Here is a 23240-nt window from a genome sequence, read left to right on the forward strand (position 1 = left end):
ACCTCAGCAGCGCGGAGGAGCTGAATAACGGGCGGAACACTTCCAATATGCGTTAATATACAAATAATTACTTCTTTGCTCAAATTCAGAGGGGCAGGCCTTGAACTCGTTGGAAACTGAACTTGGAGGGAGTTATTGAAATGGCTAAACTAATCTATGCTGCCAACATATCTTTGGACGGTTACATGGAGGACGAGCGCGGCAATATCGAGTGGACGATCTCCGATGACGAGGTGTTTGCGTTCTGGACTGACTTCGAGCGGCCGATTGGCACCTACCTCTACGGGCGTCGAATGTACGAGTCGATGGTGTACTGGGAGACGGCGAGCGCCAAGCCCGGCGATCAACCGGAGGTAGTGCGGGAATTCGCGCAGATCTGGCGAACTGCTGAGAAGATCGTGTATTCCCAGACGCTTCAGGCGGTATCAAGCGCCAGGACTAGGATCGAGCGCGAATTCGATCCTGATGCGATCCGGAGGCTGAAGGAGACTTCAGGAGCCGACATTACGATTGGCGGACCCGAGCTTGCTGGGCAGGCGATGAGCGCGGGACTGATCGACGAGTGTCATCTGATCCTTAATCCGATCGTCTTGGGTAGAGGTAAGCGAGCATTGCCGGACAACCTCCGCATGCGGCTCGAGCTGCTCGGTGAGCGCCGCTTCCGAAGCGGCGTTGTTCATCTTCACTACCGCGTGATCGTCTGACCGCGACGCTAGAGTGAAATTCGTACGGCTCCTAGTCCAAAAATATCTAAGTGACTTCTATCAAGGTGCTTTTAAAAGAATAATAAAAATATTTAGTTTACTCAAAGGTGTTTTTCGCAAAACAAGCTGACTCCTGGCATGTTGATCAAGAAAAACAAGGAAACGAAACGATGAATATAAGGGGACAAAACAATTGCATTCATTGTTTTCCCTACACGATCGAACAACAGAACTCCTAATCAAATGGCCATAAAATACTGGAGGCTGAATGCATGTAACATGATTATTGTTACTCCTTCTTCACTTATCCTGTAATAATAATCGTTAACTTATACTTAACGTTCCGATAACGCCCACTGCATTGATGAGGATTTCCTTAAGACCTATACTGGTAACAGATCAAGCGGTTCTCATAACAAAGAAGGAAAAAAGGAACTGTTCGATGTTCAAACTACAGGGTTTAACAATACAATCCGTTGGAATGTCGACCATATCATTTAGTGGATGGATAAGTATTCTAACCAAAGCTTCGGCTCCCCGTCTGCTTGTTCATCTTCGCTCTGATTCACGAAGAAAGAGAACTCAATATTTTGAGCGACCAATAAACCATAATGAGGAGGTATTTCCCTTGAAACAATCCATAAGCTCCGTTACATCCCGAACTAGCGAAGGCTTTGATGCTTTCAAGCAAGCTTTAGAAACAGGGCATACAGAAGATTTTCTTAATAAGGTTACGGAAGATTTTTATTTCTTCGTTCCGCTCCCGCTAGAAGGGTGGAATCACAGGCAGCAAGGCAAGGAGCGATTCGAGGAATTGATCAGGTTCGAGCGCTCCGTATTTCAGATGCAGCTGACTCCGCTCATCGTGATTGAGAATGAGGACAACGGGATGGTAGTATTTTGCGCGGAAGGTTTATTGAATGGACAGCATTTTCGCAATGAGCTTGCAATCATCTTCAAGTTCGAGGCAGAGCGGATCTCCTCCTTCCGAGAATATGTAGGTATGCCGTTAAAAAACTACGAGAACCCGTAATAATCGGATTTCAAGAATATGTCCGATTCCAACCTGCGTAGTATATTCCTGAAAAAAACAAATGGAAGAAAAGCAAAGGCCGCGAAAATCGCGGCTTTTTGCATGAATGGGATCAAGTTCTTGTCTATGCCAAATGACAAGACCTTGATCCCATTCCCGACAGAACAAACAAGATGACTAAAAATCCTTTTCTAAGCTGAAATTTGAAGTAGTAAACTAAACCCGTGACTCCAGAAGTCAATGATTGGAATCCCTTTTTAAAACCAGATGCGTCGAAGATAACTAAAGTTTTTATTAGAAAATCATTAAATAGGTTTGCAAGGATCAATGGAAACTAGGCTGGGGTCTGGTATAAAGAACAGAACATTGGATCAATCGGTTCATTGAAATTTTAGGTTGTTTTTAACATTTTTTTAAGAATTGTAGAATTAGCTCACTGATCTCTTTAGCATGTGTTTCGAGAGCAAAATGCCCAGTATCAAGTAAATGGATTTCAGCAGATGGAATATCACGCTTATAAGCTTCAGCTCCAGCAGGGAGGAAGGCAGGATCATTTTTTCCCCATACGGCTAAAAGTTTAGGTTGATACTCCCGGAAATAAGCCTGAAAGTCAGGATAACGATCCACATTTGTTCTATAATCAAGGATCAAATCCAGTTGGACTTCTTCAGCTTCCGGGCGCGACATGTAAGCAATATCCAAGGAATACCCGTCCGGTGAAACAAGGCTGGCATCAGCTCCATGTAGATACTGAAAGTTGCGAATGGTCTCGGGGGTCAAGGAATCGCGGCATGCTTCACGATTTTCAGGTGTCGGAGAGTGCCAATACGTTTCCCAGGATCCCCATGCGTCACTAAATCCCTCCGTATAAGCATTACCATTCTGACTAATAATTGCTTGAACTCTTTGCGGGTGAGCCACTGCCAAACGATAACCAACAGGTGCACCGTAATCAAACACATAAAGCACATACTGTTTGAGACCTAATGCTTCAGTAAAACCTTCCATAACCTGGAACAGGCTGTCAAATGTGTAGTTAAATTGACTGCGTGGCGGAGTTATTGTCTGACCGAATCCAGCGAGATCAGGGGCAATGACACGGTATTGTTCGGCTAGTTTGGGAATTAGGTCGCGAAACATATGACTTGAAGATGGAAACCCGTGTAATAATAAAATAACTTGACCGTCTTGAGGTCCGGCTTCACGATAAAAAACTTCAACATCTCCAACTTTCTGCTGATGATAACTAGTCTTCATTTCTACATCTCCTTCTGAATATTCTTATTAAGATGACAAAATATGGTTTATTTCTAACCAACATCATTATGTTTCCGTGATTCGATGGTGTTACGGAAATTGGTTTTGAACTAAAGTTATCGTATAATAAAAATATATATTTGACTAACGAATAAATTGAATGCCTACTATTTCAAATTAGAATATATGAGGGTGGTCGATGTGATAGATTCATTAGAAGGCCGTTTTTTTCTGGCGTTTATTGCCTTACTTGAAGAGAAAAGTTTCAGTCGAGCTGCGGATCGCTTAGGTTATGTTCAGTCCACAATAACCACCCATATCCAACATTTAGAAAAAATTAGCGGACAAAAATTGTTTCATCGCTATCCACGAGGGATAGAACTTACGGAAGCGGGGAAGGTATTTTCAAAATATGCTTATCAGTATGTTCACTTAAGTCAATCCCTTAAAGAAAGTATGAATGAACTGGATCAGCCATGCGGAACCGTACGTATCAGAACACAGGAATCTTTTTTTCTTACACGTATGCTTCCCTTTTTTCAGGAATATACGAGAAATTCTCCAAGCGTAAATTTGCGAATTGAACAAGGATCACATCAAGATATCCTAAAAGGTATACTGGATTATGAGCTGGATTTTGGAATTGTTCCTCAAAATCCGGATCGCCATGAAATTCTTTTTTATCCCATTATGGAAGAGACGATCGTTTTTGCTGCATCTGAGGATATATTCCGGAAAGTGAGAAATGCTGGAGTCCAGATTCTAAATGACGAACTTTTTATCAGTAGCGGCACATCTTGTTTGTATCATACGACTGCTGTAGATGTTTTAAAAAATGCCGGGATTACGGTTAAAGATGCGTTAGAGCTTTCAAGTCTTGAGATGATAAAACAACTTGTAAGCTGTGGAAGGGGTTTTGCCTTAGTCCCTGAAATTGCGATCAACAACGAACTAAAGACTGGCAGACTAAAGCTTCTTCCGTTTAGTTCCAACATGAGATTTACACATGGTCTAATTGTTCATAAAAATCGTGAGCTTAGTTTTACTGCAAAGAGTTTTCAATCGGAACTCCTGTGTTTTTTTAATAGTTATATGAAAAAGAATATTTGACTACAGTATTGAAATTAGGTCAAGAATAATAGAACAGTGGGAGTAATCATCTATGAAAAAAACAATAATTGCACTATTACTTACTTTCATATGTACCTTACTAATCGGTAGTCCAGCGATAAGCTTCGCCAATAATCTTTCGAATACGGTTGACAATGGAAAAATTGTAAATGGACGAATGCTGATTCCATTACGTGCTGTTTCAGAGAAATTTAATTCAGAAGTGACTTGGAACCAGGCCAAAAAAAGCATTACGATTATTCGTGGCAAACAAGAGTTAACGCTGCTTGTGAATTCTCGTACTGCTTTAATAAATAACACTGCTCTCAGCCTTGATGTGCCAGCAAAAATTGATAATGGAACAACCTATGTTCCAGCACGTGTTTTTGCTGAAGCCTTTGGCGGTACAGCGCTGTGGTCCGAACAAGAACGTAAAACAACCATTACGATCGGTCTGCAACAGGTCTTTATCTATACAGAGCCGTCCAAGCCTTGGAGAATGAGTCAGGAGAGAATAAACGAACTTAATGCAAAGATCAATGAAGCCACCGATCTCTCAAGCTTTTCGCAAATTCGAACATATTTCAGACCTTATTTCACGGACTCATTTATTAACAAGATTATTCACAATAATGGCATTGAAAATAACGCGATACTAACAAAAAAAGCCGATATTACCTACAGCAGCACCACAGCGGCGAGAATGCACCAATCTGCCTACTTTGAAAGTGGCCCTAACAATCTCGAGCTCGTTGATCGTTATGTATTCTATAAATTTGTTGATAGCAAATGGAAGGTCGACGATGTAAATGTGGGCAGACAAATTATTGAGCCATAATTTGGATTTGCAGTTCATTAAGAGGCGCTTATTAGCGAGATAATAAATGAAGATTCAATTTTTCTTAGGTCAAGAAATACTGCTAATTTGTTAGAGGAAAGATAATGTTGCCGACGTTGCCGTCGTCGTTCATTGAAACAGCCGGTCATTCCGACCGACTGTTTTTTTCGATGTACGTTCTTTTAATTTACTGACAATATCGTTACAGCTTTGCCGCCAATACCGGGAATCGATTGGATACTGTAAGTAAAACAATTGCGAATAAGAAGGAGGGAGCCGCATAATTTGGCTTATTGGTCTTGGTGCCATTGCGGGAACGCTCTCGCGCTTTTACCTTGGTAAATTGATAAATTCCAAGATGACATCGGGTTTTTATGGGGAACATGGGTCATCAATTTAACAGGTCCATTTATCCTTGAGATTCTTTTTTCCCTATATTCGAAACATGAAATATCAGACTCGATGTGGCTGATATCAGGAACGATGGCGCTACGAATAGTCGGTAATACGATCGGTTTGACAATCAACCGAATTGGCTGTCTTGACATTAATACGAATTCGTACTAAACTGAACACAACCATTTACTATGATTTCGTACTAAAAGGAGAATTGGCATGCATCAGCTATACGAACTCTTCCTCAAGAGCGGTTTGCGTCCGTTCGCTTTTATGTCCGATACGCTGCAGCTCGAACAAAAACTGACGCGCTCCGATTTGTCAACTCTGCTTATTTTGCTCTTCAAGGGAGATATGACGATGTCGGAATTGGCGTCCGTGATGGGGGCCCCTCTAAGTACGATGACCAGCATCGCGAAACGGCTTGAACACAAAGGTTACATCGCCAGGGCTGCATCTGCTCAAGATCAGCGTGTTAAACTCGTGACACTGACGCAGATAGGACGGAACGTTGCGAAAGAATCGGAACAAATCATGTTGGCGACGCTCGGCAGGCTCGAGGCGGCTTTTACACCGGAAGAAATGGAGCAATTCATGACTCTCCTGTTCAAGGCAGCCAAGGTTTTTCACGACAAGGGTCCGATAATGCCCCAAGAAAAAAAGACCGTTCCGAAGAAAATTATTATTGAAGAATAACCGGTTCGAACCGGATTCTTTTTTACATATTTACTACGGAATCGTACTAAAAGGAGCGAGCAAGCATGAGGATTATTATTTTCACGGGCAAAGGCGGCGTAGGCAAAACGAGTGTGGCGGCTGCGACGGCTGTAAAGCTGGCCAAACAAGGAAAGCGGACGCTTGTTCTCAGCACCGATGCCGCGCATAGTTTGGCGGATTCTTTGGCCGTATCGATTGGACCGGAACCGGTCCAGATCGGCGAAAATTTGTGGGGACAGGAAGTGAACAGTCTTTGGGAAACAGAACGCAATTGGGGAATGGTTCAAGATTGGCTGACGAAACTGCTTGACAAAGCGCAGCTGAAAGACATAACAACCGATGAGATGCTGGTGTTTCCTGGCATGGAGGAGCTTTTCAGTTTATTGCAGATCAAGGAACACGCTCAGAACGGACATTTCGATGTGTTAGTGGTGGATTGCGCTCCCACGGGAGAAACGCTGCGGCTGCTCAGCTACCCGAATGTATTGAATTGGTGGTTGGAAAAAATATTTCCGGCAGAGCGAAAATTAATCAAGCTCGTTCGGCCGGTCGCCAAGCTTACCAAAAATATAGAGCTTCCTTCGGATGACGTGTTGAACAGCATAGAGCGGCTCGCTCGCGGGTTAGAGGAAATGCAGCGGATCGTCCTTAACCCGAAGATCACGTCTGTGAGGATCGTACTGAACCCCGAGAAGATGGTGCTTGCGGAATCGAGACGCTCCTTCACCTATTTGAACTTGTTCGGGTTCAGCACCGATGCGGTCATTGTGAACCGTGTGCTGCCCGATGAGGCAGGAGATGGGTTTTTCTCGCATTGGCGGGATATTCAAAGAAAATATGAGGAAGAAATCGAATCGAATTTCCACCCACTTCCAATTTTGAAAGCACCGATGATGCGAGAGGAAGTAATCGGCCTCCCCGCCCTTGAACAATTTGCCGATATCCTGTATGAATCCCGTGATCCCTCGGACATGTTTTATCGCGGCAGAACAGAAATGATACGGGAGGAGGACGGGGTCATGCTGCTGGAACTGATGATTCCATTTGTCGATAAGGAAGTTCTGGATTTAACGCAAGCTGGCGATGAATTGACAGTGGATGCGGGTGCCTATAAACGGAAGGTCATTTTGCCAAGATCTCTGATGGGTAGGCAGGTTGAAGGCGCGAGGTACGTGGAGGACCGACTGATTATCCGTTTCGGCAAACGGAAAAGAAGTGAGGATCAATGAGAAATCCTAGGGAGGTGAGAATGCTGGAGAATTTGACTGCTTTGGAACGGTTGTTCATTCACCTGGAGCGTTGACAAGCCAAAAAGCACGTAACACACGGCATCAAGGAATGGTTGCTCGCTTCCCGTGCGGTGATTGACAGCGTCATTGATACGTTAGAGGATGAGCAGGGCCGCCAAACCGCCCGAAAAATCGAAATATCGAAAGATTAGCTGCTTGCGATGCAGAGTAAATGGACGATAATGATACATTGAGAGGTGAACGCGCATGGATCAAATTTATACATTACTGGTTGGCATCCATATTTTTGCCGCTATTTTAGGTGCGGGCCCTTTACTCGGAAATGGTTATCGGACCTAAAATGAAAACGATGCATGAAATGATCAGAACCTGTGAAAGTGACGAGATTCCGCAACAATATAAAATCTTGTCTAGTAAACTGACTCCTTATGATTGGTTTGGTAAACTACTCGTCGTTGCCATTATCATATTGATGGTGTTAAAACCGTAAATGAAAAGCAGTGGGTCAGAGAGGGGTTTTTTGAGATGAAGCGAAGCATTCGGAGCAAACTGATAGAATCTATTTTATTAATGAGTGGACTAAAACAACGTTATTCAGACAAAGTGAAGTTTGCAAAATTCCTCGAGCAAAAGCGAACCGAGAATGCAAAACCATATATTTTGCCTGGAGAAATCCAACAGAAACTGGATATTACGATGGAACAATCGTATGGAAAGGATTGCTATATTTTACAAGGAAATAAGCAAGCCACTGAAAAATATATTATTTATTTAATCGGTGGTGGTTATATAAATCAGCCTCGGGGCGCCAATTGGAAATTCATACGTAAAATAGCAGACATGGGTAATGCCACGATGATTGTACCCGTCTATCCAAAAGTCCCTCATCACCAGTATCATGAATCATATGATCAAGTACTCCCCATTTATGAAAAGCTGTTACTGAAAACCTCTCCGCAAAATATTATATTTATGGGCGATTCGGCAGGCGGTGGATTTGCGCTAGCATTAGCTCAATTGTTAAAGGAAAAAAATCTTCCACAACCGAGTCGAATTATATTAATCTCCCCATGGTTAGATATCTCATTGTCGAATCCTGATATTCAGAAATTCGAGAAAAATGATGCCTCGCTAGGTTCATATGGACTCGCCATCCTCGGTAAACTATATGCTGGCGACACAGACCCGAATTACTATCTTTTAAGCCCAATAAACGGTCATATTCAAGGCTTGGGGGAAATTTCCTTATTTATCGGCACTCATGATCTGATGGTAGCTGATGCGCGAAAGTTTAGAGACCGAGCGAAGAAGGAAGGTGTCATGATCAATTACTACGAATATCCAAAAATGAATCATGTCTTTCCCGCGATGCCGATTCCAGAAGCCAAAAAAGCAATCAGACAAATCATTGATTTGATCTCTTGAAGTAAAATACGGAAATATTCCACCACATATTACTTACTATACGACCCGGAAAAGCGAATGGTCACGATTTTCATTACCGCCACCGAATTTAAAACTCAACTTATAAATGCATCAACGAAGAATTAGATGAGATGCCGGGTGACAAGAACATGAACTCATTGAAGGCCGCGTAAATCTCGGTTTTTTTGTTTTATGGGATAGGATTCTTGTCAAAGCCCAATGACAAAGAACCTTATCCCATTCCCGATTTTGACAAGAACATGATCTCATTTCCGTCGGACTGCAGGAAAGTGGAGATCTTAACGACTAAGCTAACAGACAGTTTAGCGCAACCGCCACTTATTGATTTTTCATCATTGAACGGACAGCAGTTAATTCATGAGAAATGACCGGCGTGAAAAAAATTATGTTCTACCCGTTTGTACGAAGTGCCAACAAGCGTTTCAGGTTGTCATCAATAAATTTATTATCGGCACTGTTGATTCCGCGACCAGCAAAGTGGCCCCAGTTCGATTCGATAGGATTAAAAACAGCATTAGGTATAAGATTAGCCTCGTATTCGTTATCGTCCGCTGTGCAGAAGAGATCCGTGCTCCCCGGCATAATGCAGGCAAGAGCTGTAATGCTCTTAAGCGCCTTATCAAAATCTCCGTTATAGGAGGGGTTTGCACTAATGTCCGCATGTTGGCCTGTCCATAACATGGTCAGGACATTGTGCGGGTCCATTTTCATAAAGCTATGTTCCCAGACGCCGACTACAAAGCTTTCCAAGGAGTCAAATCCCAGCTGACGGTACAGCTCCTCTCTATAAAACGAATGCGATAATCCCCATCCCGCATAAACCCGGCCAACGGCGCGCATGTCTGCAGAAGTCAACTGGTTGAGTTTACTTGCGTCAAAGCCAACCGCAGCTAGCAGCGCAGCTCTCATACCGTCCAATACCACAAATGTATGGGGCCAAGGCTTGGCAATTCCTCCGAAGGGTGCAATTCGTTCTACCATCTCCGGATAAGTTGCACCCCATTGAAATGCCTGAATGCCTCCCATCGACCACCCAACTACGAGAGCAATCTTTTGAATGCCGAATTTTTCGGTCACCAGCCGATGCTGTAATCTAACGTTGTCATAGATGGTGACCTGCGGAAAATGAGCACGGTCGAATGGGGGAGGCGTGTTGCTCGGAGACGAAGATAATCCGTTGCCCAGCAGATTGGGAACGATAATAAAATATTTTTCCGGATCCAGTGCCATTCCGCTGCCAATCAGCCATTCATTCTGAACATGCTGGTCACCAAAAGCTGTTGGATAGACGATGACATTATCTTTCTGTTCATTTAATTTCCCATAAGTCTTATATGCAAGAAAAGCGCTTGGCAACGTCACTCCCGATTGCAAGGTTACATCACCCAAATTCATAATCTCATAATCCATCGTATAGTCGCTCCCTTCACAATGAAACCACACCATCTGTGTGTGATTTTCTTGTGCTTAGTATAAAGCAGTGATACTCTCAATAAAAGTGAATTGAATTCACAGTTGTATTCAAAAATTTTGAAAGCATAGGAGGTCGAAAGATGGAGTTGCGCCAACTGAATACGTTCCGGACGGTTGCATCAACCTTAAATTTCACTCGGGCTGCAGAAGTGCTGAATTACGTCCCCTCCAACGTCACGATACAAATTAAAACATTGGAGGACGAGCTTGGTGTTCGTCTCTTTGATCGCTTGGGCAAGCAGCTCGTTCTCACAACTGCGGGTAAACGCTATTTAACGCATATCCAAGACGTTCTTGACAAATTGGACGAAGCTCGCATCGATATTCATGACAATGAAATTCTAAGCGGCACCCTAACGATAAGCGCCAATGAGGTTATTTGCGCCTATCGGCTTCCAGCTGTCTTTCAACGGTTTCGTTCGCAGCATCCGGGCGTTCGCCTGATCTTCCGCTCAGTTCCAAATCAAGAGCTTAAGCAAACCCTTTTTGAGGGAACCGCGGATATCGTTTATATGTTGGATGAACCCATTCGCTCGAACGGGCTTGCAGTGGAACCGTTGCTGGAAGAAACCTTCCGCTTGTTCGCTGCTCCAGACCACCCGCTCGCAAAGCAAACTGTGCTGCAGCTGGAGGATTTTCAAGGAGAAGTGTTTCTGACGAATGAAAAGGGTTGTCCCTATCGAACCATGTTCGACCGCTCCTTTGAGAAAGAGGGCATTGATAACATTACGTATTTAGAGTTTCAAAGTGCAGAAGCCATTAAACAATGTGCAATTTCGGGAATCGGTATTGCCTTTCTTCCTGAGATTGTAACGGAAGCCGAAGTTGCACGCGGAGAGCTTGTTGCCCTTCCATGGCAAATTCCGGACCTGCAGGTGTATACACAGATGTTGTGGCATAAAGACAAGTGGCTTTCGCCAATTATGTTATCTTTCATAGAAGCAGCAAGGGAGATTCTCACTATAGAGAACTAACGAAAGTGATAATACCAACACTGTTACGCTCGAATGTAACTGAATTTGTAAAGGACGAACTCCAGCAGGTTGTCGATCAACATGGGGGAATTATGATAGCAGCTCCTAACAATGCAAAGTTCTTGTCCCGAGACGAGGACAAGAACTTATGATCATAGCCGAATAGATGAGTGTCCAATGAGATTAACATTTACAAGAAAGTTACTTAAATTTCAGCATTCGTTGCTTTTGAAGGAAGCATAAACATGAGACCAGCCGCTATAACATAGCATGCAATCTGCCATGGAAGAATAGAGGTAAGAGCGTCGCCGTAAGCAATTAATTGATTCGCTCCATCTGCAAACGATGCATTTAATTTGGTGAAGTAAGCAACACCTAGGATGGCAACACCCGTGGTGTTACCGATTTGACCAACGGTAGTGAGAACTGCGCCAGCGGCGCCTGCGTCTTTGACAGGTACTCCTGCAAGAATAACATTAACGAGTATTGGTGCAGTGAGCCCGATACCCAGTCCGCCGATAATCATTGGCAGGGCAAGCGCCCAGTATGAGGGATCGGCACCGTTTCGGACTATGAATAGTAGAAGCAACTGAGAGAGAGCGAGGAGTAAACTACCGGATACTAGTAAGGCACGACCCGCACGGTTAGCAAATTGGACTCCTATGCCTGATGTAATGAGAGATCCAATCGCGTACGGAAGAATGATCATGCCAGTTTCGAGCGCATTCCGTTCTGTTCCGATCTGAAGGTAGAGTGAAAGCAGGAAAAAGTATGAGCCAATGCAACCGAAGAATAACAGCGAAGCGGACAGACCGCTGGTAAAAGCTCTGATGCGAAAAAGGGCAGGATCGAGTATCGGTTGACCGCCGCGTGCCGCTAAGCGGTTCTCTCTCACAATAAAGAGTGCTGTTGTTGGAATGGACAGGGCAAGTAGCGCGAAGCTCCACCATGGCCAACCCCACTCACGACCCTGAACGAGAGGCAATAGCACTAGAACGGTTGCAAGCGCAGCGAGTAATGCGCCAATCAGGTCGAGTCTCGTAGAGCCATGTTCTCGAGATTCGGGTAAAAATCGGATTCCAAGAAGTAGGCCTATGATGCCAATTGGAACATTTATCCCAAAAATGGTTCGCCAGCCTAAATCAAAAAGATTAGCATTCACAAGCAATCCACCAAGCAACGGGCCTGCCACAGAAGCTAGACCTAAAACACCACCATAGGCTCCATAAGCTTTAGCACGTTGAGAGGACGTGAACGATGAACGAATAATACCAAAGACCTGAGGGATCATTAAACTGGCCATCAACCCCTGGGCAATACGCGCAGAAATCAAGAACATTGGATTAGAAGCGAGCGCACATAAGAGAGAGGCTATCGTAAATCCGGCAAGACCTAATAAAAAGGCGCGCCTCCGTCCAAACTGGTCGCCAACCCGACCGCCAATTATTAAACCTGCGCCTAATGCAAGCGTGTACCCGGCTATCGTCCATTGGAGCTCCGATTCGCTAGTTCCGAGCGATGCAGATATCGAAGGAGCTGCGACACTCAAGATCGTTGCATCAAGCAATTCCATGAAAACAGCTACTAAGACTACAATTAAAGCGATAAACGGCGACCGTGAACTTCCTGATTCAGTATTCAACATCAACTACCTCCACAATAAAGTATCTTTACCATGAAGTATTATATCATTTTACTGAACAAAAATGTCAACATGCATTTTTTTCTTCCGCAACATCTGCTGTAACCGTCTCGGTCCACCCGATCTGGTTCACGCCTTTACATCCATTTGAAGGTACATTACGATAGAAAGGTGTAAGCTGCAGATCAGCATGGGAGAACGGAGATAAACACACAATAGCAAACAAAACTCAACTATTAATATTCAAGGAGAAAGAACCAATGGAAAATCCTGAAACTAGAGACGTCATTAAGCATCGTGAGCTCATTGTGAATGAGTTACGGCAGTTTGGCGCGAATTATGCTGAGTTATCACGCAGATTCGCAACTTGGCTGAAATTGCACTCTACAGACGCTACTGCGTTGGTTGAAATCTTCTACGCCGAAGATATCGGCTCTCCGTTGTCACCAGCGCGACTCAGCGAGCGCATCTCTTTATCATCGGGAGCAACTACTGCTCTGCTTAACCGACTTGAAAGAGCCGGACACATATTCCGCTCTCGCGAGGACGCCGATCGACGGATAGTGACTCTTCATAGCGGTCCAAAAGTTCATGAGTATACTGCAGAATTTTTTGGACCACTCGCTGACCATGTGGACGCAATGCTCAGGAATTATACCCCCGATCAGCTTGATCAATTTGAAAATTTCTTAAATTGTTTTAACAATACGATGAGGAAAGTTTTGGAGAAACAAAATCTAGAGCCAAAACCAGAATCTTGATCCTCTTTTTGGGCCCGGGGGGGGAGTAAACAGGTTCATTAATAATAGAGTCATAATCCGAAAGTATCGGTCAGAAAAGCTCCGGGGTTCCCCTCGGAGCTTTATAGCGTTCGGGGAGTCCTCCCCGATCAAGACCTCTTATTTTCAGCTCCAACTGCTTGTTGTATCATTCATGAAGAATTGGAACGTAATGTTAAAATGGTCTTTCACTATTCCGAAGCAGGGACTGAATTCAGTTTCTTGCAACGGGAACATCACTTGCCCTTTTTCGCTAAATTTATTAAACATTTCTTCAATCTCGCTTTGTTGCGTCGCTGTAATGCAAATATTCACCTGATCTCCGATTGCATAAGGTTGCCCCGGAAAGATATCAGCGACCATCAAATCATTTTCACCGGTTTGCAACACGGCATGGGAAATACGGGTTTTCACTTCTTCAGGCAAACTATTGGCATCCTTGCCTTCCCCGTACATCGTTTTGTACAGTAATTTCGAGTTCAACGCTTCCTGGTAGAACTCAATCGCTTCCGCAGCTTGTCCATCCAGCATAATGAACGATGTTGAGCGCATTGACATGTAATCAATCTCCTTTTAAATTAAATTGTCCAATTTTTGCAGCTTTGGACTTCATTAGCATCATATCGTACAATAGTGACAATACTTGTCGCAATACATGAAAAGGAGATTATAATGGCGAAGTCCAAAAGACTGATCGAAATTATGATGGCCATCAACAAAAAGAAATCTTTCAACGCCAAACAGCTTGCCAGTGAATTTGGAGTTTCCACGCGGACGATTATTCGGGATATGCAGGAGTTGAGCGCGTTGGGGGTTCCTTTTTATTCGGAGGTCGGTCAGCATGGGGGATATAAGATGATTAACGAGAGAATGCTGCCCCCAGTTGCTTTTACGGAAGGCGAAGCGCTTGCTGTATTTTTTGCCAGCCATGCATTGAGGCACTACGCGGATCTTCCGTTCGAGGCGGAAACAGATTCAGTGTTGCGGAAATTTTACTCCTATATGTCGGAAGATATTCGGGACCGTATCGACCGGATGCGGAAACGATTTGATCTGGTTACGCCGATGAGACGTGCAAGTACACCTTATTTGAGCTTGTTGCTGGATGCTGCGATCGATCAAAAAGTGGTGCGCATGGAGTACGAATCAATACAGCATAAGCAGTCAAGAGATGTTCAGCCGATCGGCATTTATGCCAGCAACGGGTTTTGGTATTGTCCGGCCTATTGCTTTCACCGCCGCGATTTTCGCTTGTTTCGCTGTGACCGGGTTAGATCTGTTGAACTTTCCAAACTGGAAGCGGTTAATTTGACGCAAGTGCATACAGGAAACTGGGATTCTTACATTGAAGAGAAAGGTCCAGCTATGGAACTTTATGTTGAGCTTACTGCAACAGGGGTGCAAAGATGCGAGTCTGAACTGTGGCCAGCGCACAAAATTCAAATTCAAGTTCGAGAAGACGGCACAGGATGGCTGGGCAATCAAATCCCCGCGAGCAGCCTTCCATTTTTCGGCCAATTTTTTATTGGATTGGGTACCGATGCAAAGGTAAAAGCGCCAGATGAGTTGATCTATGTTATGAGAGACATGCTGGACAAACTAATGGCGCAATATCGGTAAAGATTGTCTAACACGAAGGCTGCTTGATGGTCACGTTTTTGGGGTGCAAGGCTCGAAGGTTCCGCTAGCGCGTCAGCAAAAGCCCGGCTTGCATATTGATTTTTTCCTTTCTGTGAACGGGTGGTACTATGCCTTATATTGTGTACAAAAACAGCTCCGATAATCGCCTAGCTGCAGGAAGGTTCCAGTTTACAAAAAAGCGTGCCGACTCCAGGACGTTTTTTACATCTAATTGGACGGCCATCGGCGATCCGTCTGGTTCGTTAAAATGTTAGCGTGACCCCATGATCTCATTGAAGGCCGCGTAAATCGCGGCTTTTTTTGTTTTATAGAATAAGGTTGTTGTCATTGGGTTTTGACAAGAACCTTATCTCATTCCCGACGGACTGCAGAAAAGTGGTGATCTTAACGACCGAGCTATCGGGCAGGATAGTGGGGAAATATGGTAAAATAAGATCAGTAAATAAATTGGTTAAGGGTCAGGAAATTGATACTGGGAGGCTATTCATTGAAGTACTTTTATGGAATCTTAATGGTTTTTGGAATTGCGTTGCCGTATTCACAATTTCTTCCTTGGGTAATACAGAATGGCCTTGATATTTCACAATTAGTAGATGATATCACCCAAACGCGTATAGGATCATTTGCATGGATGGATGTATTAGTATCAGCAATTGTACTTATCGGATTCATCCTCTTCGAAGGTAAAAGAAAGGGTATGAGTTTGTTATGGTTGCCGATTGTCGGTACGCTTGTAGTAGGGGTTTCATTAGGCCTTCCTTTATTTTTATTTCTTCGTGAAAAACACTTAGAGAAGCGATAATCACAAGGCTGAATTCAGCACGCACCTTATTACGCTCCCTCGGGCAACTATTGCTTAACAATCACCAGGACAAGGCTACCAGTATGAAATGGCAGCCTCGTTAAGCTAATGGGGAGGATAGTTCAATGTTACTATCGAAAGTGTTGAGTTATATTATCATCGACATGCTGACTTTTCCGTGCAGAAAATGCACGGTATTCGTTTTTTATCTGCGATAAAATTTATCTTGAAAGGAGGGAAAACGATGGATTGGTTGGACAGGATGAATAGCGCCATGGAATATATCGAAACAAACTTAGCGGACAATATCTCATATGATGAAATAGCGCAGAGAGCCTGTTGCTCTACTTATCATTTTCAAAGAATGTTTCCGTTTATTACTGGAGTATCGTTATCTGAGTATATTCGACGTCGACGTTTGACATTGGCAGCATTTGAGCTGCAGACAACAGATAAAAAGGTTATTGATGTAGCTATGAAATATGGATATGATTCGCCAGAAGCGTTTGCTCGGGCGTTTAAGATTCTTCACGGGATAATGCCGATATCTGCGCGCGATAAAGGCGTTTCTCTAAAAGCCTATCCTCGAATGTCCTTTCATATTTCAATAAAAGGAGATGTCGAAATGAATTACCGCATCGAATCAAAAGGGCCTTTTGAGATGTTTGGAGCTTATGGTCTGGTCAATTCAGATCCCCAAAAAGTATATGCTGAAGTTGCTCAATTCCGCCAACAATGTGATGTAGATGGCAGTGTTGAAGGGATGAATGGATTACTGGGACGCTTTAGTAACACCGTATTGCACGCTGCCTTATATGATCACACTGCAGAATCTTTCAAATATATGGTATGTTATTTTTTACCAAATGGACTTGAAATTCCTGAGAGATTTACAAAACTTTCTGTCCCGGCATTAACATGGGCTATTTTCCCGGATCAGCAATGTGATTTAATAAAGTTATGGGGACGGATTTATTCCGAATGGTTTCCGACATCTGAATACGAACAGGTTGAAGGCCCTCATTTCGAAATGTATTATGGAATGGCTGGTCATATTACTGGGGAGATTTGGCTACCAGTAAAGAAAAAATAACTTTTTTCTCCATGCGACACGCCTGTGTTTCTCATCGGGCACCCGCCGTACTACATTGAGCTAAAGGCGAACGACAGCTTAATCATGACTTAGCGGCGGCCGGCCATTCGATCGGCTGCTTTATCATTAAGGGAAGGGCAGTTCACATGTGTGCTATACTTTCAAAGTAACAATATGACTCGTCGTGTTTGAAAAATGTCGTATTCAGGAGGGCCATATTAATGGGGAAGACATTCTACAAAAGAACTAAAAAGATAATGGTAAATGGCTCTCAATTTCACTGCGTTATTAATGAAATCCCTAGTAATAAATTCGTGAATTTTAAGGTCTATTCATCAAAAACCTCTTATTTCGAAGTTTTATTTACATGGGAAGGCAGCTGGCACTTCATTCCACATAAGCCAAAGAACTGTGAACGTTTAATAAGATATGCAATTGAAAACGGATGGGAATATAGCATTGAAAAGAAGACATTGAAAATCGAGCAAGGAGATTTTCTCATTGATAAGTTAGGATTAGATATATAACTTCACTTTCCTCATTAAGCAGTCTGGGAAATATAAGATGAAGCTGCCGCTAGGAGCTTCATTCGACAGCAGCCGGTTATCGACCGGCTGCTGTTTTCTTAACTTGCACCAGTGGGAAAAGAACGGAGAGTGATCGATCGATCCGAACTTATAAGTCAGACCTATTGTTAGATGCCGGGTGTAAATCGCGGCATTTTTTTGTTTTATGGGATAAGATTCTTGTCAAAACCCAATGACAAGAACATGATCTCATTCCCGACGGATTACGTGCAAACATACATTCGCTATTGTTCCTGAGCAATAGACCTGACCACTTGATTGTCATAATTCAAATCGGGGGAGGAATTGAACAGCTATATGTCCCAAGTAGCCTATTACAAGGAGATGGTTGGGTAGGGGAAGTAAATTCTTCACAGTTAAGCAACTGTCTTAAAAAATGTACTGAATTTATTATATAATTTCAAAAATATCCTAAGTATAATAATCACAAATATATAAGCATTGTGTGAACAAGAATAAGAAAAGGAGGTTTTACTCGATGTTTACCATCAAAAAAGCACGAAGTCTTTCTACGGTAACAGCTCCCTATGTGTTTATCGGCCCATCGATGTTATTTATCATTGTTTTATCCATATTACCTATTTTATACTCTTTCTATTTAAGTTTTTTGAGCTACAACTTATCTATGCCAGCCTCTACAATCAAATTCTTTGGGCTTCAGAACTACAGTTATATTTTAACCGACAAGACGTTCTTAGGGTCAATTGCATGGACGTTGAGCTTTTCAATCATTGTCGTAGCCTTGAATGTCATCGTGGGAATGTCCTTGGCACTTTTATTGAACGGTTCCTTGATGGAACGCGCGTCCAGCGTATTCAAAACCATTTTCATTTTACCTATGATGTTGGCACACGTCGTCACTGCGACCATATGGAAGCTAATGTTCTCACCAGTATACGGCATTATAAATAACGTATTGGTGATGCTGGGTTTTAACAAAGTGAATTGGATAGCCGACACGGAAAATGCGAGATTCTCGCTCATTATTGTGGAGTTATGGGGATCTACTCCATTTTGCATGCTTATCTTTTTAGCTGCTTTGAAAACGGTACCAAAAGAATTGTATGAATCTGCACTCATTGATGGAGCAAATCGGATTAGGACTTTTTTTGGCATCACCCTTCCATTGATTAGAAACTTTTTGGCATTGGTCGTATCGATTCGAATCATGGATTCACTGAGAATGTTCGATATTGTATACACCTTAACCAATGGTGGGCCAGGGAACGATACTGAAACGATAGGCACAACCATTTACAAAACTGCATTCCGCTATTCAGATATTGGGGCAGGTTCTGCAGGAGCCTTCATATTCTTCATTTTGATCGTGATCGTAACATTAGTTTTTCTCAAACTCATTCGCAAGGAATCTAAAGACTAATCCATACCGAAGCCGAACAGAAGGTATGAGGGGTCCTCAGGTTTTCTAAAGAGAGCGCTTACTAACTGCAACAGATTGACTACGCTGCGGGGGGTGATTGTATTGCCATAAAAAAGGTGTGCTCATGTGAAGGTGTCATCAACCTATCCAAGTTAAAAAAGTCCCTATTGTGCTTGTACTCAAGTTAAGGATTTCATAATTTCTAATTACAAACTGGAGAAATCGCATATGGCAGGATACCCACTGTACAAACATATCCAAGATATAATCGTTAATCAGATTCGTGAAGGCGCATTGCGACCGGGCGATCGGGTCCTGTCTGAAAGCGAATTGATGAATCAGTATCATGTGAGCAGTATTACGGCAAAGAATGCCCTGATAAGCTTGGCAGACCAAGGAATTGTTCTCAGAGTCCAGGGCAAGGGAACCTTCGTAGCAGATAGTGACATAACGAATCAATTACAAGATAAAAACAACAGGAGAGCTGCTTCTAATGAGACGAATACATTTGTCGGAATGATCATGCCTACCATGAAAACAAAGGTAGAACAGAGATTGCTATATTATGTTGAAAAATATTTACATAAAAATGGGTATCAACTACTTTTACGCATAACGGATGAGTCTCTTGCGGAGGAGACAGGAGCGATCGAGAAATTCAGGCAAATTGGTGTCGATGGGATGATCGTTTTTCCTATTCTCGATGAAAAGTATAATGAGGCAATTTTGAAGCTTAAAATCGATAACTTTCCATTTGTATTGATTGACAGATTTTTGAAAAGCATTGATACCTTCAACGTTACTTCGAATAATGTAGAAGGAACTTACCAAGCCATTTCTATGCTCTTAAATAAGAACCATCGTAATATTGCATTTATTTCTCCTAAGATAACGAATTCGGCAACAGAAGAGAGGGCATCTGGTTTTGAGAAAGCGTTCTTTGAGTTAAATCTGCCGATTAATAAAAACCTCTGGTGCATTCATGAATTGGAAATAATTTCGTCTAATCGTTCTTATTCGCACATTTTAAATTTTTTGAAGAATAATCCCGAAATCACCGCGATCTTTACTGTGAATGTTGAAATGGCTTTATTAACTTACAATGCTTTGAGCCAGTTATCTTTGTTGAGCAAAGTAGAAGTCATAACTTTTGACGAAGTAGGTCTGCCGGACGTCCATTTTATTAAACAAAATTATAGAGAAATGGGCAGGAACGCTGTACATTCTTTGATCTCCCAAATCAATGGAGAAAGCGTTGATAAACACATTGTGGTTCCCGTCGAGTTTCATCCAAGACCTTGATAAAGAGGATGGAAGTTTGGCTATCTTTTGCTTAGGGGGGTCGATCAAGTGAAGATTCAATCCGAGAGACTTATCATTTATTTTCTATTGATCCTATTTGCGGTTTTCTTTTTATTCCCGATCTATTGGACCGTTACGTTGTCTTTTAAAACACCGGGACAAATTTTCGTCACTCCTCCGGAGTTTTTTCCATCAAGTTTTCATTTGGACAATTATGCAGATATATTCTCTAAAGGCGGGGCCGGAACCTATTTCTTGAATAGTTTGATAGTTTCCATCGCAACCACAGTCGTAGCTGTCTTGTTTGCAACGATGGCGGGTTACGGATTCTCAAGGTATAAGTTCAAAGGAAAGTATACGGCATTATACACAGTCATCATTGTTCGAATGATTCCCGGTCTTGTTTATACGATTCCCTTTTATATTGTTTATCAGAATGTGGGTCTACTGAATTCCTTGACTGGATTAGTCATCAGCTACATTACATTTTCGTTGCCACTGGCCATTTGGTTGTTCATGGGGTTTTACGACCAAATTCCAACGGAAGTGTTTGAGTCTGCGATCATTGACGGCTGTAACGATTACGGTGTATTTAGGCACATTGCCATCAAACTCGTTGTGCCAGGGATTGTGGTAGCCTCAATCTTGATTTTTCTCGGCGCTTGGAATGAATTCGGTCTTGCTCTGGTTTTATTGTTCACTGATACGAAGAAAACATTGCCTATCGGGATCAATGGTCTCATCGTCTATCAAGAGGATACACCCTTTGGCTCACTTGCCGCGGCTGGAACGATTGCTATGCTTCCTGCTATCATTTTGTCGCTAACGACTCAGAAATATATCGTTCGCGGGTTAACGGATGGAGCGGTTAAAGGTTGATGGGCATAGGTACGCAATCAAAACCACCGTTTATCAAATTTCTGAATAAAATTATTAAGAATTTTAAAAAAATATGAAATTGGAGGATTTGAAATGTCTAAGGTGATGAAAAGCGGGTTCATTTTCATTTTGGCTGTTGTTATGTTGATTACCGGATGCAGCGGAAATAATGAACAGGCCGTGGATAACAAGGGGAACGAAGAGGCTGAACCGGCTGCTACCTTGAAAGACCTTCCCGAGCCGTTCGGTATCAAGCTGCAAGATATGGATGGCGGCGGCACCTTGAAAGGACAGTACAAAGGAAAAAAAATCACTGTGGCGGTTTCAAGCGGAAGTTTTGAAAATGCTATCAAGGCTGTTGCTCCCTATTTTGAACAGGTTTCCGGCGCAAAAGTAGAAGTGCAAAGTATCCCTTCAGAAAACTTGACGGATAAAGTACAATTGGATCTAAACTCCAGTCATATTTACGATATTATCATTACGCCGATCGCCTTCATGCATGGCTTCGCCGAAGGGGATCAATTGAAAGACCTCCAACCGTTTGTTGATAATCCTGGTATCGCAAGTCCTAATTTAGATATCGATGATTTCATTCCAAGCCTTCTAGATATATATGGTAGGTATAAAGGTAAACTTGTCGCATTTCCATACAAACCGGACGTTCAGTTATTTTTCTATCGAAAGGATTTGTTTGAAGATTCTAATGTTAAGGCTGCCTTTAAAGAAAAAAACGGAAACGAACTAAAAGTTCCTGAAACACCGGAAGAGTTTGTAGAAACCGCAAAATTCTTTACCAAAAGTCTGAATCCCGATTCACCCGTTACATACGGATACAGTACGATGGCATCCAAAGGAAGAAGTCGTTGGCTGTGGATAAACCGTCTGGCCTATTACGGCGGCACTAATGTAGATGAAAACTTCAAACCTGCCTTCAACAATAAAGCCGGCTTGGATGCTATGAATACGATGTTGGAAATTCAGAAAACTACGCCTAAAGATTTGCTGCAATTTGGATGGGATGACGCCAATAACTTCTTTGCCACGGGTGAAGTTGCCATGATGGAACAATGGCCAGGATTATATTCCGTTATCCAAGGCGATAAATCCAAGGTTAAGGATAAAGTTGGATTTGCCGTAACGCCAGGCCAAGCACCAACGCTAGGCGGTTGGGCAATCGCTATGGCAAAAACATCAAAGCAGGAAGAGTTAGCTTACAAATTTATCGAATATGTGACCTCCAAAGATGCGGAACTGTTGAAAGTCGAACATACGATGGATCCGACACGAAAATCAAATTATGATAGACCGGAAGTAAGGGACTCCCAATCATTCTACCCCGCATTATTGGAATCATTAAAAGCGGCCAAAATACTTGCGGATACTGACGTTCCCTTTATTTCTGCCAAGTTAAATGATATTCAGGAAGTGTCAACTCATAGTGTTTTAAACGGTCAAACGACGCCGGAAGAAGCATTAAAAAGCATGGCCGATAGTTTTGAAACCGAAATCGGTAAATTGAATTTGTCAAAGTAACAATGAATGTATGTGTACTGTACGGCGAATGATGGAGGGGGTGACAGTCCTTGGACCATAGAAGGAGAAAACCTCCTGCTGAGTAAACCGACGGACCCGTGGGAAATGCAAGGGGGTATGGCGATTAACGAGTGCCCGGCCATTTTGAAAAACAAGGGGAAGATTTTTCTTATTTTCTCGGCAAGCACTTGTTGGTCTGATGATTATTCGCTAGGTATGCTGACGTGCTCAGAGCAGAATGATATGATGAATCCAACATCCTGGATAAAAACCTTAAGTCCAGTATTTCAAAAGAACCTGGAAAACCAAGTGTTCGGTCCCGGACATAATAGTTTCGTTAAATCGCCTGATGATAAGGAAGATGTGCCTTCTGGCGAATAAGGAATAGGAATCGAAAATTGTG

General features: G+C 42.8%; 22 protein-coding genes and 1 pseudogene. 19 read left to right on the top strand and 4 right to left on the bottom strand.

The genetic code is table 11. From position 1 onward, the window contains the following. Positions 1–140 precede the first annotated feature (140 nt). Together IEY46_RS09285 and IEY46_RS09290 are read left to right on the top strand one after the other, a co-directional pair. Positions 141–704, top strand: a complete 564-nt coding sequence (locus IEY46_RS09285; RefSeq protein ID WP_188991236.1) for a dihydrofolate reductase family protein — start codon at positions 141–143, stop codon at positions 702–704. 628 nt (positions 705–1332) lie between these two features. Then, the gene (locus tag IEY46_RS09290; RefSeq protein ID WP_188991237.1) at positions 1333–1737 is read left to right on the top strand and encodes a nuclear transport factor 2 family protein; all 405 of its coding nucleotides are present in this window, start codon (positions 1333–1335) and stop codon (positions 1735–1737) included. A gap of 402 nt (positions 1738–2139) precedes the next feature. Here IEY46_RS09290 and IEY46_RS09295 read toward each other — a convergent pair whose 3' ends face one another. After that, a complete protein-coding gene (locus tag IEY46_RS09295) occupies positions 2140–2994 on the bottom strand; it encodes an alpha/beta fold hydrolase (protein WP_188991240.1) in 855 nt (284 codons plus the stop codon). 201 nt (positions 2995–3195) lie between these two features. On the opposite strand from IEY46_RS09295, the gene IEY46_RS09300 reads away from it, so the two are divergent. The 6 genes and pseudogenes from IEY46_RS09300 (at position 3196) to IEY46_RS09320 (ending at position 8730) form a co-directional block, all read left to right on the top strand. Further along, the gene (locus IEY46_RS09300) at positions 3196–4104 is read left to right on the top strand and encodes a LysR family transcriptional regulator (RefSeq protein WP_188991242.1); all 909 of its coding nucleotides are present in this window, start codon (positions 3196–3198) and stop codon (positions 4102–4104) included. 52 nt (positions 4105–4156) lie between these two features. Beyond that, positions 4157–4942, top strand: coding sequence for a stalk domain-containing protein (locus IEY46_RS09305; protein WP_188991243.1), 786 nt, complete (start codon positions 4157–4159; stop codon positions 4940–4942). A 615-nt stretch (positions 4943–5557) separates the two neighbouring features. Continuing rightward, on the top strand, positions 5558–6034 hold the full coding sequence (locus tag IEY46_RS09310) for a MarR family winged helix-turn-helix transcriptional regulator (protein ID WP_188991246.1): 477 nt from the start codon (positions 5558–5560) through the stop codon (positions 6032–6034). 65 nt (positions 6035–6099) lie between these two features. Continuing rightward, positions 6100–7284, top strand: a complete 1185-nt coding sequence (locus IEY46_RS09315) for an ArsA family ATPase (RefSeq protein WP_188991248.1) — start codon at positions 6100–6102, stop codon at positions 7282–7284. A gap of 89 nt (positions 7285–7373) precedes the next feature. Further along, positions 7374–7496: pseudogene (locus IEY46_RS37260) on the top strand (hypothetical protein); the annotation flags it as partial. Between the two features lie 334 nt (positions 7497–7830). Beyond that, positions 7831–8730: an alpha/beta hydrolase fold domain-containing protein gene (locus tag IEY46_RS09320; RefSeq protein WP_188991250.1), complete on the top strand. Its 900-nt coding sequence runs from the start codon at positions 7831–7833 to the stop codon at positions 8728–8730. Positions 8731–9141: 411 nt separating this feature from the next. Here IEY46_RS09320 and IEY46_RS09325 read toward each other — a convergent pair whose 3' ends face one another. Beyond that, positions 9142–10161 carry an alpha/beta fold hydrolase gene (locus IEY46_RS09325; RefSeq protein WP_188991252.1) on the bottom strand — a complete coding sequence of 340 codons (1020 nt, stop codon included), beginning with the start codon at positions 10159–10161 and terminating at the stop codon, positions 9142–9144. A gap of 143 nt (positions 10162–10304) precedes the next feature. Between IEY46_RS09325 and IEY46_RS09330 the strand changes: the two genes are divergently transcribed. After that, a complete protein-coding gene (locus IEY46_RS09330; protein WP_188991254.1) occupies positions 10305–11198 on the top strand; it encodes a LysR family transcriptional regulator in 894 nt (297 codons plus the stop codon). Between the two features lie 205 nt (positions 11199–11403). Here IEY46_RS09330 and IEY46_RS09335 read toward each other — a convergent pair whose 3' ends face one another. Then, positions 11404–12843, bottom strand: a complete 1440-nt coding sequence (locus tag IEY46_RS09335) for an MFS transporter (RefSeq protein ID WP_188991257.1) — start codon at positions 12841–12843, stop codon at positions 11404–11406. 257 nt (positions 12844–13100) lie between these two features. Here IEY46_RS09335 and IEY46_RS09340 point away from each other — a divergent pair, with 257 nt between their 5' ends. After that, the gene (locus tag IEY46_RS09340; RefSeq protein WP_188991259.1) at positions 13101–13601 is read left to right on the top strand and encodes a MarR family winged helix-turn-helix transcriptional regulator; all 501 of its coding nucleotides are present in this window, start codon (positions 13101–13103) and stop codon (positions 13599–13601) included. Positions 13602–13745: 144 nt separating this feature from the next. Here IEY46_RS09340 and IEY46_RS09345 read toward each other — a convergent pair whose 3' ends face one another. Next, positions 13746–14177, bottom strand: coding sequence for a VOC family protein (locus tag IEY46_RS09345; RefSeq protein WP_188991261.1), 432 nt, complete (start codon positions 14175–14177; stop codon positions 13746–13748). Between the two features lie 114 nt (positions 14178–14291). Here IEY46_RS09345 and IEY46_RS09350 point away from each other — a divergent pair, with 114 nt between their 5' ends. The 9 genes from IEY46_RS09350 to IEY46_RS09390 all read left to right on the top strand — a co-directional run bounded on the left by IEY46_RS09350 (position 14292) and on the right by IEY46_RS09390 (position 23218). Next, complete coding sequence (locus IEY46_RS09350; RefSeq protein WP_188991838.1) at positions 14292–15239, top strand: helix-turn-helix transcriptional regulator; 948 nt, start codon at positions 14292–14294, stop codon at positions 15237–15239. Positions 15240–15747: 508 nt separating this feature from the next. Beyond that, positions 15748–16062: a DUF2834 domain-containing protein gene (locus tag IEY46_RS09355; RefSeq protein ID WP_188991263.1), complete on the top strand. Its 315-nt coding sequence runs from the start codon at positions 15748–15750 to the stop codon at positions 16060–16062. 244 nt (positions 16063–16306) lie between these two features. Beyond that, positions 16307–17155 carry an AraC family transcriptional regulator gene (locus IEY46_RS09360; RefSeq protein WP_188991264.1) on the top strand — a complete coding sequence of 283 codons (849 nt, stop codon included), beginning with the start codon at positions 16307–16309 and terminating at the stop codon, positions 17153–17155. Between the two features lie 221 nt (positions 17156–17376). Continuing rightward, the gene (locus tag IEY46_RS09365; RefSeq protein ID WP_188991266.1) at positions 17377–17682 is read left to right on the top strand and encodes a hypothetical protein; all 306 of its coding nucleotides are present in this window, start codon (positions 17377–17379) and stop codon (positions 17680–17682) included. A gap of 538 nt (positions 17683–18220) precedes the next feature. After that, positions 18221–19123 carry a carbohydrate ABC transporter permease gene (locus IEY46_RS09370; RefSeq protein WP_188991268.1) on the top strand — a complete coding sequence of 301 codons (903 nt, stop codon included), beginning with the start codon at positions 18221–18223 and terminating at the stop codon, positions 19121–19123. A 228-nt stretch (positions 19124–19351) separates the two neighbouring features. After that, positions 19352–20425: a GntR family transcriptional regulator gene (locus IEY46_RS09375; protein WP_188991270.1), complete on the top strand. Its 1074-nt coding sequence runs from the start codon at positions 19352–19354 to the stop codon at positions 20423–20425. A 48-nt stretch (positions 20426–20473) separates the two neighbouring features. Further along, the gene (locus IEY46_RS09380; protein WP_188991272.1) at positions 20474–21304 is read left to right on the top strand and encodes a carbohydrate ABC transporter permease; all 831 of its coding nucleotides are present in this window, start codon (positions 20474–20476) and stop codon (positions 21302–21304) included. Positions 21305–21397: 93 nt separating this feature from the next. Next, a complete protein-coding gene (locus IEY46_RS09385) occupies positions 21398–22837 on the top strand; it encodes an ABC transporter substrate-binding protein (RefSeq protein ID WP_188991274.1) in 1440 nt (479 codons plus the stop codon). A 6-nt stretch (positions 22838–22843) separates the two neighbouring features. Beyond that, positions 22844–23218 (top strand): family 43 glycosylhydrolase, encoded by a 375-nt coding sequence (locus IEY46_RS09390; RefSeq protein WP_188991276.1) that lies wholly within the window; start codon positions 22844–22846, stop codon positions 23216–23218. The last annotated feature ends 22 nt before the right edge of the window (positions 23219–23240 follow it).

This window comes from Paenibacillus nasutitermitis, assembly GCF_014641075.1.
Classification (GTDB): Bacteria; Bacillota; Bacilli; order Paenibacillales; family Paenibacillaceae; genus Paenibacillus_Z; species Paenibacillus_Z nasutitermitis.

Excerpts from the sequence above, each read along its gene's own strand:
- IEY46_RS09285 (WP_188991236.1), top strand. The coding sequence starts at position 141 with ATGGCTAAACTAATCTATGCTGCCAACATATCTTTGGACGGTTACATG.
- IEY46_RS09295 (WP_188991240.1), bottom strand. The coding sequence starts at position 2,994 with ATGAAGACTAGTTATCATCAGCAGAAAGTTGGAGATGTTGAAGTTTTT.
- IEY46_RS09305 (WP_188991243.1), top strand. The coding sequence starts at position 4,157 with ATGAAAAAAACAATAATTGCACTATTACTTACTTTCATATGTACCTTA.
- IEY46_RS09310 (WP_188991246.1), top strand. The coding sequence starts at position 5,558 with ATGCATCAGCTATACGAACTCTTCCTCAAGAGCGGTTTGCGTCCGTTC.
- IEY46_RS09315 (WP_188991248.1), top strand. The coding sequence starts at position 6,100 with ATGAGGATTATTATTTTCACGGGCAAAGGCGGCGTAGGCAAAACGAGT.
- IEY46_RS09320 (WP_188991250.1), top strand. The coding sequence starts at position 7,831 with ATGAAGCGAAGCATTCGGAGCAAACTGATAGAATCTATTTTATTAATG.
- IEY46_RS09325 (WP_188991252.1), bottom strand. The coding sequence starts at position 10,161 with ATGGATTATGAGATTATGAATTTGGGTGATGTAACCTTGCAATCGGGA.
- IEY46_RS09330 (WP_188991254.1), top strand. The coding sequence starts at position 10,305 with ATGGAGTTGCGCCAACTGAATACGTTCCGGACGGTTGCATCAACCTTA.
- IEY46_RS09335 (WP_188991257.1), bottom strand. The coding sequence starts at position 12,843 with ATGTTGAATACTGAATCAGGAAGTTCACGGTCGCCGTTTATCGCTTTA.
- IEY46_RS09340 (WP_188991259.1), top strand. The coding sequence starts at position 13,101 with ATGGAAAATCCTGAAACTAGAGACGTCATTAAGCATCGTGAGCTCATT.
- IEY46_RS09345 (WP_188991261.1), bottom strand. The coding sequence starts at position 14,177 with ATGTCAATGCGCTCAACATCGTTCATTATGCTGGATGGACAAGCTGCG.
- IEY46_RS09350 (WP_188991838.1), top strand. The coding sequence starts at position 14,292 with ATGGCGAAGTCCAAAAGACTGATCGAAATTATGATGGCCATCAACAAA.
- IEY46_RS09360 (WP_188991264.1), top strand. The coding sequence starts at position 16,307 with ATGGATTGGTTGGACAGGATGAATAGCGCCATGGAATATATCGAAACA.
- IEY46_RS09365 (WP_188991266.1), top strand. The coding sequence starts at position 17,377 with ATGGGGAAGACATTCTACAAAAGAACTAAAAAGATAATGGTAAATGGC.
- IEY46_RS09370 (WP_188991268.1), top strand. The coding sequence starts at position 18,221 with ATGTTTACCATCAAAAAAGCACGAAGTCTTTCTACGGTAACAGCTCCC.
- IEY46_RS09375 (WP_188991270.1), top strand. The coding sequence starts at position 19,352 with ATGGCAGGATACCCACTGTACAAACATATCCAAGATATAATCGTTAAT.
- IEY46_RS09385 (WP_188991274.1), top strand. The coding sequence starts at position 21,398 with ATGTCTAAGGTGATGAAAAGCGGGTTCATTTTCATTTTGGCTGTTGTT.
- IEY46_RS09390 (WP_188991276.1), top strand. The coding sequence starts at position 22,844 with ATGTATGTGTACTGTACGGCGAATGATGGAGGGGGTGACAGTCCTTGG.